The 17405-nt window shown below is 57.8% G+C and carries 7 protein-coding genes; 6 read left to right on the top strand and 1 reads right to left on the bottom strand.

All coding sequences use genetic code 11. From position 1 onward, the window contains the following. The first annotated feature begins 67 nt into the window (after positions 1–67). The 4 genes from BP758_RS01080 (at position 68) to BP758_RS01065 (ending at position 4038) form a co-directional block, all read left to right on the top strand. Positions 68–1069 (top strand): metal ABC transporter solute-binding protein, Zn/Mn family, encoded by a 1002-nt coding sequence (locus BP758_RS01080; protein WP_292367863.1) that lies wholly within the window; start codon positions 68–70, stop codon positions 1067–1069. Continuing rightward, a complete protein-coding gene (locus BP758_RS01075) occupies positions 1060–1821 on the top strand; it encodes a metal ABC transporter ATP-binding protein (RefSeq protein WP_292367861.1) in 762 nt (253 codons plus the stop codon). The genes BP758_RS01080 and BP758_RS01075 overlap by 10 nt, the downstream gene beginning before the upstream one ends. 4 nt (positions 1822–1825) lie before the next feature. Continuing rightward, on the top strand, positions 1826–2728 hold the full coding sequence (locus BP758_RS01070) for a metal ABC transporter permease (RefSeq protein WP_292367859.1): 903 nt from the start codon (positions 1826–1828) through the stop codon (positions 2726–2728). Between the two features lie 104 nt (positions 2729–2832). Beyond that, a complete protein-coding gene (locus tag BP758_RS01065) occupies positions 2833–4038 on the top strand; it encodes a TraB/GumN family protein (RefSeq protein WP_292367857.1) in 1206 nt (401 codons plus the stop codon). Positions 4039–4119: 81 nt separating this feature from the next. On the opposite strand, the gene BP758_RS01060 is transcribed toward BP758_RS01065, so the two are convergent. Continuing rightward, positions 4120–4488, bottom strand: coding sequence for a hypothetical protein (locus tag BP758_RS01060; RefSeq protein WP_292367855.1), 369 nt, complete (start codon positions 4486–4488; stop codon positions 4120–4122). Positions 4489–4704: 216 nt separating this feature from the next. Here BP758_RS01060 and BP758_RS01055 point away from each other — a divergent pair, with 216 nt between their 5' ends. Together BP758_RS01055 and BP758_RS01050 are read left to right on the top strand one after the other, a co-directional pair. Further along, on the top strand, positions 4705–5415 hold the full coding sequence (locus BP758_RS01055) for a hypothetical protein (RefSeq protein ID WP_292367853.1): 711 nt from the start codon (positions 4705–4707) through the stop codon (positions 5413–5415). A 548-nt stretch (positions 5416–5963) separates the two neighbouring features. After that, a complete protein-coding gene (locus tag BP758_RS01050; protein WP_292367851.1) occupies positions 5964–17387 on the top strand; it encodes a tetratricopeptide repeat protein in 11424 nt (3807 codons plus the stop codon). Positions 17388–17405: the final 18 nt, after the last annotated feature.

The following is a 17405-nucleotide window of genomic DNA, read 5'->3' as shown; positions in this document are numbered from 1 at the left end:
TCCCCTGCGATACTGCATCGCGGATTTAATTAAAGAAATCCCTCCCGAGAAAACCTGAGGAAAAACAATGCAGCCATCTCCCGATCAAATTCCTGAAAAAACGCACAATAAACGAAACATTGCCATTTTTGCCATTGCGGTTCTTGTCGTGATCGTCATTGCCGCGATCGCTTATGTTGCACTCAGCCATCCCGCCGGATCCTCATCGGCATCCGGAAACAACGATGGCAGGCTTCAGGTCGTCACCTCGTTTCGTCCCATCACGCTCCTGGTCAGACCGGTTGCCGGAGACCATGCAGTCGTGACCCAGATCCTTCCTGCGGGCGCCGAACCCCACGAATACGAACCAACCCCAAACGATGCAATCGCCCTCCAGAATGCAAAGATCCTCTTCTACGACGGGCCCTTTATGGAGCCGTGGGCGGACCGCCTTGCCACGGCAGCAAACCCGGGGATCGTCCGGGCATCGTTTTTCGATGCTGTCCCCTCTTCGGTGTTTGCGCAGATGAAAGCCAATAACCCGTCATTCCCGGATCCGGAACAGGATCCGCACATCTGGCTCTCCCCGCAGCTCGCCAAATATTACGTGGAGGATATCGCAGACAAACTCTCGGCAGCAGACCCGGCAAACGCATCCGCGTACCGGGCAAATGCGGCAGCCTATGAGGAGCGCCTGAAAAAACTGGACTCCGATTACAAGACCGGGCTTTCGGACTGTACGACACGGACGTTCCTCACATCGCATGCCTTCCTCAACTACCAGGCAGCCGCCTATAACCTGACCGCCCTCTCCATCACCGGCTTAAGCCCCGATGCCGAACCCTCGGTCCAGCAGATGGCAGCTATCCTTGGCACGGCAAAGGCGGATAACGTAAAAGGTGTCATTGCCGAGACCGATGAAGTCGAGGCGCTGAGCCAGTCCGTTGCATCGGAACTTAACCTCCCCCTCTACCCCTATACCACTCTGGAAGTGCTGCCTCAGGGACAGCTCTCCGATAACGACAACGATTATGTAGCCATAATGGAAAACAACCTCCAGCAGATGAGGCAGACCCTTCAATGCAAGTAGCTACCCAAAACGACCGGCCGGTGTGCCTGACCGTAAAAAAGGTCGGTTTCTCATACGGTGCGGATCCCGTCCTTGAGGATATCTCGCTCGATATCCGCCAGGAAGAGTTCGTCGGGATAGCCGGGCCAAACGGCTCCGGCAAGACCACGCTTTTGAAGATCCTCGTGGGCCTGCTTCCCCCGGCAACAGGAAGCGTGCGGTTCTCCTGCCATATGGGGGAATGCCAGGGAAGATCGCCCTGCCGGCCGTGCATCGGGTATGTCCCGCAGCAGCCAGTGCTCCGTCAGCAGCAGTTCCCGGTCACGGTTCGCGAGGTCATTGAAATGGGAACCTATGGCCAGAACGGCATTTTTTCCTGGCCGGGCCAGAAAGAACATAACGCCGTGGAAAAGGCAATCGTGGAGGCCGGCCTCACAAAAATCGCCGGGGAACTTTTCTCCGATCTCTCAGGAGGCCAGCAGCAGCGGGTACTCATTGCCCGGGCCCTGGTGGGAAACCCCCACATCCTTGCCCTTGACGAACCCACAAACGGTGTCGATGCAAAGAGCAAACAGGAGTTCTATGCCCTGCTTTCCCACCTCCATTCGACCCACCGGATCACGATCCTCGTCATCCTCCACGATCTCACCGAGCTCTCGCAGATGATGGAAAGGATCGTCTTTTTGCACCACCGGATCCTGTACGACGGGCCGGCGCGGGCACTGGGTGCACAGGGGCTCTGGGACCTGATGGTACAGGCCGGGAAGGAGTGAGATCATGGTATTGGAATTCCTGATGTTCAAATTCGGCATGAGGGCATTTATCGGAGGACTTATCGTTGCCGTTACCTGCGCGAGCCTCGGCGTCTTTATCGTACTGCGCCGGCTCTCGCTCATCTCGGACGGCCTCGGCCACGTTGCCTTCGGCGGCATCGCGCTCGGGTTCTGGACCGGGATTTACCCCCTGTATACTGCGGTCGCATCGGTTATTGCCGGATCGTTTGGGATCCATATCCTCGAACGGCTCCGGGTGGCATCGGATGCTGCAATTGCCGTCCTCTTCTCCGCAGGGCTTGCCATCGGGGTCGTCCTCATCAGCATGGCGCAGTCAGCCCCGGCCGACCTGCTCTCCTACCTGTTCGGGACGATCCTCGGGATCACCGATACCGATGTCTACCTTGCCGCGGGCCTGGGCATCCTTGTCCTTGCAATCCTCGTCCTGCTCTGGAAGGAGTGGATCGGGATCACGCTCGATCCGGATTTTGCCCGCGTTGCCGGGATGCCGGTCACTGCCCTCGAGATTCTCTTTACCGTCCTTGTCGGCCTCACGGTAGTTGTGGCGACACGGCTTGTGGGAGTGCTTCTCGTCTCCAGCCTCATGGTGATCCCCGCGATTGCCGCACTCCAGCTCAGGCTGCCATTTAAAAAGACCATCCTTGCCGCGCTTGCCTTTGCCGTGGTCTCGGTTATCGTGGGACTCCAGCTCTCGTTCTCGTACAACATTGCCTCCGGGGGAGCAATCGTCCTGGTTACCATCGGGCTCTTCATCCTCACCGCCCTTGCCGCACGGTTCTGGCCCCGGTTCAAAAAGGAGCTGCCGGTCGAAGGCTGGACCCACCAGTGCAGCGAGCCGGGATTTTCGGGTCTTGTACCGGAAGAGTCAGGGAAAGGACAGAACTAAAATCGGCCAGCCCGGTCCTTTTTTTTTAAGGAAAGATCCCCGTATCCGGCCACCATACCCATTAAACAGGATAAGAACCCAGTACTGATGAAACACGGTGACAGATGGCTGAGCTAAAGATCGTCGGTACTGCGCACGTCTCCCAGAAGAGTGTCGATGAGGTCAAAGCGGCAATCGAGGAGTTCAAACCCGATGTCGTTGCCATAGAACTCGATCCCGGGCGGTTTTCCGCGTTAAAAAAACAGGGCCGCGACCCGACCGTCGACGATGTGCTTGAAGTAAAGAACTTCAACTCGCTTCTTGTCCAGTGGCTCCTTTCCTATCTCCAGCGCAAGATCGGCATCGATGTGGGTGTCGAACCCGGCGCAGAGATGAAAGCGGCGATTGCCGAAGCCGAGAGCCGCAACATCCCCATAGCCCTCGTTGACCGCGACATCCGGCTTACGCTCCTGCGGTTCTGGAAAGCGATGGGCATCATCGAGAAGATCAAGATGGTCTTTGCCCTCGTCTTTTCCATTGCAGAGGTGAGCAAAGGCGAAGAGCTCGACATCGAGTCCCTCAAGGAACAGAACGTGATCGATGCGGTTATGGAAGAGTTCCGCAAGTTCTCCCCTAACGGCGCACGGGCCTTAATCGACGAGCGGGACGCTTTTATCGCCCACCAGCTCATTCTCTTAAAAGTCCAGCGCCCCGAGAGCCGGATCCTTGCGGTTGTCGGCGCGGGTCACCGCCAGGGAATTACCGGATATGTGGAGAACCCGACAACTCTCCCGCCGTTCGACACCCTCAACCGCGAGCCAAAATCGTTCCCGTGGGGGAAGGTCTTCGGGTTTGCGGTCACCGGGCTCTTTGCATTCCTGTTTGCAGCAATAGCATTCTCTGGTGTCGGCTGGACCGTGCTCCTCTATGCCCTCCTCTTCTGGATCCTGATCCACGGGGTGCTTTCCGCAACGGTTACGTTGATCGCGGGAGGCCACCCGTACTCGGCCCTGACCTGTTTCGGGGTCTCATGGATGACCGCGTTAAACCCCATGCTCCATGCAGGCTGGATAGCGGCATATGTGGAAGCCCGGGTAAGAAAACCGCCGGTCTCGGATTTCCGGAAGATCTACGAAGCAGAATCGATCGGCGAGATGGCACGCATCCCGCTCTTCAAGGTGGTACTCGTGGCAGCCCTTGCCAACCTCGGGAGCCTGCTCGGGACGGTCCTGTACTTCATCTTCGTCTTCCCGCTGCTCCATATCGACCCGGTGGTTGTAATCTCGACCGGTGTCCACAACATGTGGGTCTGGGCAACCGGCCTGATATAACCAAAAAAGCCTTTTTTCCTATCCGGCGAAAAGGTGAAACTCTGCCGGATCGGAATTTTTGCACACTACGGGCCTGATTCGTTATTTTAGTTCGGAAATTTCACGATCGATCCATTCCCTGACGATACCCTTCATCTGTCCGGCGGTCGTGTCACAGGTGCATTTTACCCGGATCTCGATCTCCAGCATATCGAGGAGCGGGTGTACGGTCTTAAAATAGGCCTCTGTACCGGTAAAACCGCCGGATCGTTCCAGCCGGAGGAGCACCAGCTCGTTGAGATGCTCGAACTCTCCGGTCATCTCTACGACCTGCTCCAGGGTCAGCCTGAAAGGATCGGGTTCTGTGCAGGTACTCCCTGATTCTCCCGGGCGGATTGGCGGTTCTTCCGCAGGATTGCACAACGAATCCGGTGACGCACCGGCATCCGGCGGCAAATTATCTTCTGCCATAGCGATTGTCCCCCACGGTTGTGTTCCCATAAAGCCTCGTTTTTTGGATAATAAAATGCTGCTCCTGTCGTTAACGAACAACGGCGTGGCAGGGGTTTACGGGAATGGACTTATGGCAGGCTTGAAGTATGTTCAAGACAATATCCCCGCAATCATACAAGATGCAGGTTGCCGGGACAGCACCGGAAATCCTGACAAACCGTGGAGGAGATAGCGTTGAGCAGTACCGCATTGCTGGTAATTGAAGGATTGTGGTGGACACCCGAACAGAAACCCAAGCGCCCCTCGGTACTCTCGTTTCTGGAAGGGCTTGAGAGTTACCGGGGCGACTTCAATATCTACTATACGAACTTCTATGAAAAGAACGGCTTTAAGCGGGCGCTCTCCGACGACCTCACCAACACCCGCGAGGATCGGCTGTTCCTCTATGTCGCCGCGCACGGGACCGGCAAACGGATCGGCGGGCTCAAGGCAAAGACCGGCATGAAGATCCCCGCGATGTTCAAGGCCGTGCGGACCGCGGCAAACTACTCCAATATCGAAGGGGTGGTCATCGGCTCGTGCAGCATCGGGAATAATATCGGGGATTTCATCTCAACTACCAAAAATTCCCGGATTGCGTGGATCTTCGGGTACACCTGCGAGATCGGGTGGATGGCCTCGACACTCATCGATCTCTCGCTCTTTGAACACCTTATGAAACTGAAAAAAAGCGATCTCCGTAACCGGGAGAAGATTGTCAATGCCTTTGTCAAGGCGCTTGGCCGTTTCAATGGCGATTATATCCTGTGCAAGGGCCGGAAAGGCAGGCCGGGTATCGCCCTTAAGGACGCCGTGACCATTGTAATCCAGCCGCGCCTGCCCGGGTGCGAGGCGCAGGAGGAGACCCGGTACATTATGGAAAAACTGGGCTGGATCAAAAAATAAGCCGGCCCGCAGCAATGCGAACCGGGCATAACCCGCAGGTTCCGGTGCACCTGGACCCGCACAAGAAAAACGAGCTGGGGGGGTGGGGGGCACCCTCCCCCCATGAAAAAAAACTGGTGGGCCGGCTTTTTTTTACGGGGGTACCCCCACCCCCTCCCCTGAGATCGTCCGGCGTGAGCTGGTGAACTTTTGTCAGATGAACAATTGATTATCAAATGTACATCTGATTATCAGATGTACAACTGACAACCGGTTTTCGCAGGATCCGATCAAAAAGCCGGGCGGACCGGGCCGTGACCCTACCGGGCAGAAAACCTGAAGGCCCGGAAAACGGGCAGGCAAAAGAAAAGAACTCCGCAAACTGCAGGATAATCCGACACATATATTTTCGATCTACTGCCAAACTACCGGTCCATAAAAATAGCATTCATAAATAGTGGTGTACATATATATACCGGAAAGAGTATATGCCGCGTTTTCAAAACGCATATACATTGTCGTCAGGGGCCGGATGAAAATTCATGATAACGAGGGAGCGATAACTATCCATGAGCAGGAGTGATGCTGAAGCGCTGATGCGGCAGGGCATCGAACTCTACGATCTCGGCAGGTACCAGGAAGCCGTGGTCATGTTCGACCGGGCACTCACCCTTTTCCCGAGACTGCCCAAAGCGCATTACTTCAAGGGTATCGCCCAGTACGATCTCGGCAAGTACGAGGCTGCCGTTGAGTCCTACGACAATGCCCTGGCGCTCGACCCCACCGATATCAATGCATGGTACAACAAGGCCGCAACCCTCGCCCAGATGGGAAAGAACAAGGAAGCCCTTGAGACCTGCGACCGGCTGATTGCGCTCAAGTACGACAATGCCGAAGCCTGGATCCTCAAGGGGATATCCTTCTACGAACTGGGGAGGTTCCAGGACGCCATCTCGGCTTACGATCATGCGCTCGCCATCGATCCCTCCCATGCAAAGGTCTACTATAACAAGGGAATCGCCTTTGCGGACCTCGGCCGCCACGAGGATGCCATCCGGGCCTATGATACGGCAGTCGAGCTTGTCCCCGATTATTCGAAAGCCTACTATAACATGGGGATCTCCCTCTACGAGCTCGGCAGGTACGACGATGCCCTCGGCGCATTTGAAAAGGCATATTCCCTCGACCCCTCGGATGCATGGATCTGGTATTACCGGACCTTTATTTTGGCAAAACTTGAGCGATATCCCGAAGCCGCCGATGCCGCACAGCATTTCCTCGACGCAGAGCCGGACCATGCCGATATCTGGGTCATAAAAGGCATCGCCCAGTACCGGGACGGGAACTTTGCCGATGCCGTAACCTCGCTCGACCGGGCCATTGCCTTAAACCCCCTTGCGGCAGACGCATGGCAGTACAAGGGATTCTCGCTCTTCGAGCTGGAACGGTACGAAGATGCGGCATATGCCCTTGACAAGGCTGCCGAGATCGACCCCTCGAATATCCGGGTCTATTTTATCCGGGGAAAAGCCTACCAGCACCAGGAACGGTTCCGGGAAGCGGCAGCGGATTTCAACCGGGTGATCGCAGCCGAACCGGAAAATACCGATGCGCTGTACGGGCGTGCAGTCTCCAGTATATCCTTAAGCCGGTACGAAGACGCGCTCGAAGCCTTCGACCGGATCCTTGCCGGGGATGACAGCCACGCAGGAGCCACGTATTACAAAGGTATTGCATTGTCCCGGCTCGGGCGGCAGGAAGAGGCGATCGAGGCATTTTTACAGACGCTGGAGATCGACCCCGGCTGTGCTTCGGCTGCATACCAGATCGGGCTTTCCTGTGCGAGCCTCGGCAGGTTCAACGATGCCGTGTCCGCATTCGACCGGGCGCTCCATATCCGGCCGGACTATGCCGATGCCGTGTACCAGAAGGGTTTTGCCCTGGCAAAACTGGGAAAGAACGAGGATGCGATCCAGGAATTCGACCGGACGCTCAGCGAGAACCCGGGGAACGCACAGGCCTACCACCAGAAAGGCCAGCTCCTTGCAAAGGTATCCCGCTACGACGAGGCGCTCGAAGCGTTCAGCAAGAGTATCGCGCTCAAGCCCGACAACGCGCAGGTGTATTACGACAAGGGATCCGTGCTGTTAAAGGAAGACCGGTACCAGCCGGCAATCGAGGCGTTCGAACAGGCTATCGGGATCTACCCGGATTACGTTGCCGCCTATTACAGCAAGGGCATTGCGCTTGAAAAGACCGGGGAACTCAACAGTGCGCTCCATGCTTTCGAACAGGCCGTTGCTCTCGACCCCTCCCACGCGCTCGCCCTGTACCACCGGGGTTTTGTCCTGTACAAACAGGAACAGTATGCCGATGCGGTCGCTGCTTACGATGCGGCGCTTGCACTTTCGCCCCAGAACACCTCGGCCCTTTTTGAGAAAGGGATCTCGCTCTCCCGGCTCGGGCGGTTCAAGGAGGCCACTGCTGCATTCGGCGAGGCCGTAACGCAGAACCCCGGGTTTGCCGATGCCTGGCTGTATAACGGCATCTGCTACACCCGGATCGGGAATTTCGAAGAGGCAGTCGCATCGTTTGACAAAGTGCTGGGCATCAATCCCAAGAGTACCGAGGCGCTCGTAAGGAAAGGAATGGCGCTCGTGTCGCTCGGGAGGTACGAGGATGCCATTGCCGCATTTAACCGGGCGCTCGAAGATGCCCCGAAGGATGTCTGGGCATGGTTCTATAAGGGGGTCTCGCTCTCCGAGCTCTCGCGGTTCGAGGAAGCGGTCAGGTCGTTTGAGAAGGTTCTCGAACTCAACCGCCGGTGCGCCCGGGCATTCTACGAGAAAGGCAATGCCCTTTCCCGTCTTGGAAAACAGCTCGAAGCGGTCATCTCGTACGACCAGGCGCTGGAGATCGAGCCCGACAACCCGAAGGCCCTGTACCAGAAGGGTATCGCTCTTGCCCAGCGCGAGCGGTACGACGATGCGATCAAGACCTTCGAACGGATGCTCATATTCGAACCCGATAATGCGCAGGCGCTCTATTATCTCGGTATCGCCTATGCAGGAAAGGAACGATACGAGGATGCCGTCCGCGTATTCGAACACTCACTCGAACTCGACCTCGCAAACCCCCTCACCCTCCATTACCTGGGGATCTCCCTGCTCCAGCGCGAGCGGTACGACGATGCAATCAGGGCGTTCCTTGGTGCTCTCGAACGCGACAAATCCAATGCTGCTACGTATTACTACCTCGGGGTCTCCTATGTCCATGCCGGGAAATACGAGGATGCTTTAGCAGTCCTTGCCACCGCGGTCTCGATGAACGCGGCGCTTACCGAGGCCTACACCTACCAAGGGATTGCCCTTGCACGGCTCAAGCGGCACGAGGAGGCAGTGGCAGCGCTCAACCGCAGCCTGGCCGCCAACCCCTCGCAGATGGAGGCCCTTGTCTGCCGCGGCTCTTCCCTTATGATCCTCCAGCGCTACGCGGAGGCGGCAGAGACCTTCGACCGGATCCTCTCGCTCAACCCGAACCTTGTGGATACCTGGATGCAGAAAGGGATGGCGCTGGACAAACTGTCAAAGAAACAGGATGCCCTTGCCGCGTACACAAAAGTGCTCGAGATCAACCCGGAGAATCCCGAGGCCTGGATCAAGAAAGGGGTTATCCAGACTGATCTCGGGAAGATCGCCGACGCGGTCGCAGCGTTCAACAAGGCCCTCGAGATCAACCCAGCCCTCGGGAATATCTGGATGCGAAAAGGGGACGCCCTCAACACGTTAGGAAGGAGCGAAGAGGCCGCCCATGCCTATGCCCAGTCGCTCAAACTGAACCCCGAACAGGAGACCGGCTGGATCAAGGAAGGCAGGACGCTCTTCGATCTCGGACGGTACGAGGACGCGATCGAGGCATTCGACAATGCCATTACCATCAACCAGCGCAGCACGGAGGCGTTCCTGTACAAGGGGCTTTCCCTGGAAAAACTCAGCCGCGTGGAGGAAGCCATCCAGGTCTTCGAGGTTCTCCTTGAGATCGATGCGAATAACAGCGAGGGCCAGTACCACATGGGCCTTGTCCTGGCAAACTCCGGCCGGCAAAAAGAGGCCCTCGCTTCCTTTGAGGCTGCAATCCGGATCCGGGAAAATTACGCACCTGCCTGGTACAACAAGGGAAAGATGCTCCTCGATCTCAGTAAGTACCAGGACGCTCTTGTGGCATTTGACAAGGCGCTCGAACTGGAACCCGGGTACACCGAGGTATTCTACTACAAGGGTTTTGCCCTCCAGAAGATCGGCAGGTACCAGGAAGCAATCGAGGCGTTCGAAAAGAACCTGGAAAAAGATACGAGCAACTCCCCGGGTTATTATTTCAAAGGGATAGCACTCTCAAAACTCGGGCGGTATCAGGATGCGCTCGAAGCCTTCGACCGGGCGCTGGTTTATGATCCGGAGAATGCCCTTGTCTATTTCCAGAAAGGCCGGGCGTTCGACGGGCTCAACCGCTATCAGGAGGCCGTGACCGCCTTTGAAAAGACGCTCTCCTTGAAACCGAAATACAGCGAGGCCCGGATGCGTAAGGGCATCTCGCTCTACAATATGGGCAAGTTCAGCGAAGCCCTCAAGGATTTCAACCGGACCCTCTCTGAAAACTCCCACAACTTCCATGCCTGGTATCAGAAGGGCAGGGCGCTCTTTGACCTGGGCAGCTATGCCGATGCCATCGAATCTTACGACCATGCGCTGGACATCGATTCGGCGTACCCCGAGGCCCATTCCCATAAAGGGCTTGCTCTCTACGAGCTGGGCCGGTTCGAAGAAGCGATCGCCTCGTTCGATCAGGCGCTCAAAGGGGACCCGCACCTCGACGGAGCGCTGTACCACCGTGGCGCCGCCCTTCTGAAACTGGAGCGGTACCGCGAGGCGATCCTCTCCTTTGACCAGGCGCTGGCCTTAACCCCCAAATATGCCCCGGCCCACCACCTCAAGGGAGTGGCTCTCGCTGCACAGGGCCTGTACCAGGATTCCATCGACGCCTACGAGCGTGCCCTGGAGTGCGACCCGAAGAGTGCAGAGTCGGCCCTGAATAAAGCAATCTCGCTGCACAGTCTCGGGCAGGACGACGAGGCGGTAAAAGCAGCCGAGAAGGCTCTTGAGATCCGGCCCGAGTTTGCCGAAGCATGGTACTACAAGGGAATATCGCTCTCGGCACTGGGCCGGTTCGCCGAGGCGGTACCTGCATTTACCCGGTCGCTCGAACTGGATCCCACCAATGCCCATGCATATTTCGACCGCGGGTTTGGCCAGATCGAACTCGCACACTACGAGGACGCTGTTGAATCGTTCGACCATGTCCTCTCCCAGCTTGCCGATTACCCGCCCGCGTACTTCAACAAAGGGCGGGCACTCGCCCTGATGGGGAAGAACGAGGAAGCGGTCGCGACATTCGACCAGGCACTGGCAATCACGCCAAACGATATCGCGGCACTTTCAGCACGGGCCCGGGCACTTGCCGCACTGAAGCGGTTCAAGGAAGCTGCAGCGGCATTCGAAGCTGCCTGCAAGGCGGATCCCAAGGCAGCGGATAACTTCTACGAGCTCGGTCTTGCCTATGTCGAACTGAACAAAGACGAAAAAGCCCTCGGCGCATTTGCAAAGACCGTAAAACTCGCTCCCGAAAATACCGATGCCCTGGAACAGGCGGGTTTTGCCCTTGCCCGGCTGGGGAAATACGACGAGGCCCTCGGGATCTTCGACCAGTGCATAGCCAAAGGCAGGGCCACTGCACGGATTTACTATGAGAAGGGATGTGCGTTCTTTGCCTTAGGGAAGTTCGAAGAGGCAATAGCTGCCCTTGACAGTGCCGTGGGGATCGACAGCAGCCATACCGGCGCGCTCGTGAAAAAAGGCCAGGCACTGTACGAGCTCGGGAAGTACGACGAGGCTGTCGAACTCTTCGACCGGGTGACCGCGCTCGATCCGGAGAATGCGGTTGCGCATTTCACGAGAGGTTCTGCCTTAACGAAACTCTCCCGGTTCGAAGACGCTATCATAGCCCTCGACCGGGCTCTCGAATTCGACGGCAACAACGGGAAAAGTTTTGCCTGCAAAGGATATGCCCTCTACCGGCTCGGCCGTTTTAAGGAGGCTGCGGAGTCTTTCGGCAAGGCCCAGAAACGCCAGGGAAAAGACCCGTTCACCCTCCTCTACCGGGGCAAGTCCCTCCTGCACAACGAGGCCTGGGAAGAGGGGATCGCGGCATTCGACAAGCTGATCGGACTCGACAGTAAAAATGCCGCAGCCTGGTATTACAAGGGGCTTGCCTATACCCGCATGGGCCTGCACGGCGAAGCGCTGGAATCGTTCGACCAGGCACTTGCCGCAGACGAACTGTGCGCCGTAGCATGGTACCAGAAAGGGCTCGTGCTCTTTGATCAGGAACACTATGGCGATGCCCTGCCATGCTTTGAGCGGGCGCTGGAGATCAGGCCGGATGTGCAGGACTATGCATTCAGGAAGGCCCTTTCCCTCTTCATGCTGGGACAGTTTACCGATGCTATCGTCTTCTTCGACCAGGCACTTGCCCATGGCCCGGCCACTTCGGCCATCCTGTATTACCGCGGGCGCTCGTGTATGGAAATCCAGAAGTATCCCGAGGCACTCGAAACACTCAACTCAGCGATCAGCCTCGACCCGGAGAACTCCTTTATCTGGCTTGCAAAAGGGGAGGCGCTCTTCCACCAGAACGACGGGACAGCTGCGGTTGCAGCATTCGACCAGGCACTTGCCCTCGACCCGAAATCGGTTGAAGCGGCATTCTATAAGGGCGAATCGCTGGCACTCACCGGAAGCGACGAGGATGCGGTCCATGCCTACGATCAGGTGCTCGGTCTCGACCCGTCGTATCCGGATGCAGCCTACAAAAAGGGGCTTGCCCTCTCCAGGCTGAAAAAGTATACCGAAGCCGTCGCAGCGTTCGATCAGGAGATCCAGTACGTAACGGATCATGCCCGCGCCTATTACCAGCGGGGCCTTGCCCTGTCGGCGCTCGGGAGTTATGAGAAGGCGATCCGGTCCTTTAAAAAAGCGCTCGAACACGATCCCTCCCTGCAGGACGCGCTCTTCCAGTCGGGGCTCGCGTATGCGAACATGAGCAGGTACGTACAGGCGCTTGCAGCCTTCGACAAGCTGCTCGAAGTCAGCCCCCAGAACGCCGGGGCCTTGTACCACAAGGGACGCATGCTCGCAAAACTGCAACGGGCTGACGAGGCCCTTGCGGTGCTGGATGCATCGCTCGATCTCGAGAACAATGTTTCCGATGTCTGGATCCTGAAAGGGAGTGTGCTGCTCGATCTCGATCGGCAGGAAGAGGCGCTTGCAGCCTTCGACCGGGCCCTTGCACTTACCCCGGAAAATACCGATGCCTGGTACCGCAAGGGTCTCTCCCTTGCCGGGCTCCACCGGTACAGCGAGGCGCTGCACTGCTTTGACCGGGTCCTTTCCGACGACCCGGACAATGCCCTGGCACTGTTCAAGAAGGGCAGCGCACACCTGTCCGGCGGCGACCTGAAATCTGCCATCGATGCACTCACCAGAGCCCTGGAGCTCAAGCCCGACAATGCCAACGGCTGGTACGACAAGGCCGTGGCTCTCGCCGGCATGGGAAGGTACGAGGAGGCTATCCCCTCCTTTGACCGGGCGCTCAAGCTCAATACGAAATATACGAGCGCCTATTTCGACAAGGGTATCGCACTTACAAAACTCGGGCGCGACAAGCAGGCAATAGAATCGTTCGAGATGGCCTCGGCAATCGACCCGGACTTTTCCATTGCCTATTACGAAAAAGGCCTTGCCTACTTCAGGCTCAAAAAGAACAAGGATGCAATTGCGGCGTTCGATGCGGCAATCGCGATCGATACCTCCAGCGCACCGGTCTTCCTCAACAAGGGCCGGGCGCTCGCAAACCTCAAAAAATATGCAGAAGCGGTAAATGCATTCGATGCCGCCATCCGGCTGGATCCCAAAGGCTACGATGCCTGGTTTGCCAAGGGCACTGCACTCGGCCGGCTCGAACAGTATGGCGATGCCGTTACGGCATTCGACCACGCCCTCGCTATCGATGCCGGCCCGTATGCACCCTACCATGAGAAAGGCGTAGCGCTGGCACGCCTCGGCAGGTACGCGGAAGCGATCGATGCATTCTCGCAGGGGATCGAACGGGACGGGACAAAGCCGGAGACCCATTACGAGAAGGGCCGGGCGCTCCTGGAACTCGGCGAAAACGAGAAGGCCGCAGAAGAGTTCCGCCGGGTTCTCGAACTCGACGCGACATTCGGGGACGCAGCATATTATCTCGGGATCCCGCTCGAACGCCTTGGCAGGTATGCCGAGGCCATTGCCACATTCGACCGGATGATCGCGAAAAAGCCGGATCACTTCGATGCATGGTTCCACCGGGGCCTCGCATCGGTCAGGCTGAAAAAGGATGATGAGGCGGTTCAGGCCTTTGAGAAGGCCCGCCAGATCGAACCCCACGATATCGACCTGCTCTTCTCCGAAGGAGAAGCCTGCTACCGGCTGGACCAGTACGACGAAGCGGTCCATCTCTTCGATATTGCGCTCGGAAAAGAGCCAGGGAACGGCGAGATCCTGTTTGCAAAAGGAAAAGCGCTCGCGAGCCTGAACCGGCACGAGGAGGCACAGGAAGTCCTCCGTATGGCATTTACCCAGCTCTCGGATAATTACGAGCCGGCATATCTCCGCGCCCGCTCGCTGGTTGCTCTCGGCCGGTTCGAAGACGCGGATATGGCCTTCGATGCAGCGCTTGCCCTCAACCCCCGGGATCCTGAAATCTGGGGCGGAAAGGGCGCGGCCCTGATGCACACGGGCCACTACGACGGGGCAATCGGGGCGTACGATCACCTGATCGCCTTAAAACCGGACGATCCCACGGGCCCTATGGAAAAGGGGCGGGCGCTTGCCGCAGTAAAGAAATATACCGATGCAATCGCCTCGTTCGACCGGGTCCTCGAACTTGTCCCATCGGACCCCGAAGCATCCCTCGAACGTGCACGGGCGCTCTATGCCCTCAAACGTTACGACGAGGCCCTTGCAGCGCTCGAAATTACCCTGTCTGCCAGCCCGAAAGACACCGATGCACTCTATTTCCGGGCCGCATCCCTGTCAGCACTCGGTGAGGACACCGAAGCTGCTGCCGCGTACGAGCGCCTGCTGGTGTACCTGCCCGACGATGCCGATGCATGGTACGAGCAGGGATGCGTGCTCTTACGGCTCAGGCACTACGACGATGCCATCGCGGCCTTCGACCGCACGCTCGTCATCAGCCCGCAGCACTTCGATGCGCAGGTCCAGAAAGCCCGGGCGTTAGACCAGCTCCAGCGGTACAGCGAGGCAGTCGCCAGTTACAACGAGGCGCTGGCGATACGGCCGGCTGATGCAAAAACCCTCTATTACAAGGGCGTTGCACTCGCCCGGACCGGCGCTGCCGAAGATGCCGTGAAGGCCTTTGATGCGGCGCTCGAAAGCGACCCGGTCTTTGCCGACGCGCTCTTTGAGAAAGGAAAAGCCCTTTCTGCCCTCGGGATGTTCCGCGAAGCGGTCAAGACGTTCGACAAAACCCTCCTTATCAGCAAGAATTACGCAGGAGTCTATTTCCACAAAGGAAAGGCCCTTGCAGAACTCGGACGACACGACGACGCAATCGTTGCCTTCGACAAAGAGATCGATCTCGATGCAGGAAACTTTGAGGCATTCTACAACAAGGGCCTTTCCCTGGCGGCAACCGGACGGCTCGACAATGCCATCGAGGCATTCGATCGCGTGATCCAGCTGACGCCCGGATCGGTGTCCGTATGGCTCCACCGGGGCATGGTCTTCTTCGATCTGGGGAAGTACACCGATGCCCTCGAATCGTACGACAAGACGCTGGAAATCGATCCGGACAATTCCGAAGCCTGGTACCTCCGCGGCAGGGCGCTTCTTGCCCTCAAAAAATACGACGATGCAGTCGGGGCTTTCGATAAGGCACTCGATGCCAATGCCGAGGCAACAGAGGCCTATTACTACAAGGGCCGGGCCCTCTTCGAACTGGGACAGTACGACGATGCAGTTCTTGCTTACGACAGCGCCATCCGCCGCAAACCGCGCCACGACGAGGCGCTGTACCACAAGGGCCTTGCCCTGTTAAAGATCTCCCGTGCCGAGGATGCGATACCCTCCTTCGATCTCGCACTGAAGATACGCCCGAACTTTGCCTACCTCTGGACCGGGAAAGGCATGGCCCTTGCCACCCTGGATCGGCACAAGGATGCCATTACCTGCTTCACAAAAGCCATTGCCCTCGACAAGAAAGATGCACAGACCTACTATGAGTACGGTCTCTCGCTCTCTGCACTGGGCAGATACCAGGAAGCCATCAAGAACTTCGATGCTGCCCTCGTCCAGCGCCCGAAGTGCGCACCGGCATTCTATGCGAAAGGCCGGGCCCTCTGCGGGATCGCAATGTATCCCGAGGCGATCACTGCCTTTGACCGGGCGCTTACTGAGAAAGGGGACTTTGCGGAAGCCTGGCTCCACAAAGGAATAGCCGAAGCAAACCTTGACCGGTACGACGAGGCAGTGGACTGCTATAACCATGCCCTTGCCATCAGCCCGTCCTATGCACCGGCGCTCCTCAACCTTGGCCGGTCCCTCATCCACCTCGAACGCATTGACGAGGCAAACGAGGCGCTGGACAAGGTAATCACCCTGCTGCCGGAATCAGCCGAAGCGTATTATTACCGGGGCCTTGCACTCTTCAAGCGCGACCAGAACGAGGCAGCGCTCGATGCGTTCAACCATGCCCTCAGTATCAACCGCCAGTACGCCCAGGCGCATTACTACAAGGGCGTCACGCTCAGCCGCTCCCGCCAGTACGAAGAAGCGATAGCATCGCTTGAAGCAGCCCTGAAGATAAAGAGCGATTACCCGGATGCTTTCTACGAGAAAGGAACGGCGTACCTGCACCTCGAGAAGTACAAGGAAGCGATCGCAGCTTTCGACCAGGCCCTTGTGGCAAACCCCGGGTATGCCGGCGCGATCTTCAAGAAGGGGCGGGCGTACCTGGCGCTCCGTAATCCCGACGGTGCAATCCGGGCATTCGACCGGGCGCTGGAACTCGATCCTTCCTGCTACCAGGCACATTACTGGAAGGCAAAAACGCTCTACGATGAAGGGAGCTTCGATGCCGCAATCACCGAGTACGACCGGGCGATCGGTATCCAGCCGGGACGCGCCGAGATCTACCGTGAACGAGGCCTTGCGTACGCTGCCGTTGAGCAGTACCGGGATGCGATAAAATCGTACGACCGGGCGCTGGAACTCGATCCCCTCAATGGCGAGACCTTTGCCCACAAAGGGGCGTCGCTTGCCGAGCTGGGGATGTATCGCGATGCACTGGAGGCTTTCGACAAGGCACTCGAACACGATGCCGGGCTTGCCGTTGCATGGTTCGGGAAAGGGAACGCCTTATACGATATCGGGAAGTTCGCCGAGGCACGCGATGCTTATGACGAAGGCCTCAGGATCGACCCGGAGAACGCGGTTGGGTGGACTAGGCGGGGCATGAGCATTGCCGGCCTGAACGATCACCGGGCAGCCATCGAGTCCTATGACCGGGCGCTCGCCATCGACCCGTCGTTCTCGATCGCCTACTTCACCAAGGGAAGCGCATTAGAGGCGCTCGGGCAGTACGAGGAGGCCGCCGAGTCCTACCATGCGATGATCTCGCTCCAGCCGGAATTTGTCGATGCCTGGATCCACCAGGGCCGGGCCCTCCAGGAACTGGAAAAATACCAGGAGGCGCTCACCTCGTTCAAGCGCGCCATCGAGATCGATCCGTCCAGAAAAGAGGTCTGGAACGACATCGGTGCCACCCTCGAAAAGCTCGGCAAGCAGGAAGAGGCAAAGATCTGCTACGAGAAGGCCCAGTAATTCCTTTTTTAGCATAAA

Origin of the sequence: Methanoregula sp. UBA64 (genome assembly GCF_002502735.1) — an archaeon.
Lineage (GTDB): Archaea > Halobacteriota > Methanomicrobia > Methanomicrobiales > Methanospirillaceae > Methanoregula.
This window is presented reverse-complemented; position numbering and strand designations above follow the sequence as displayed.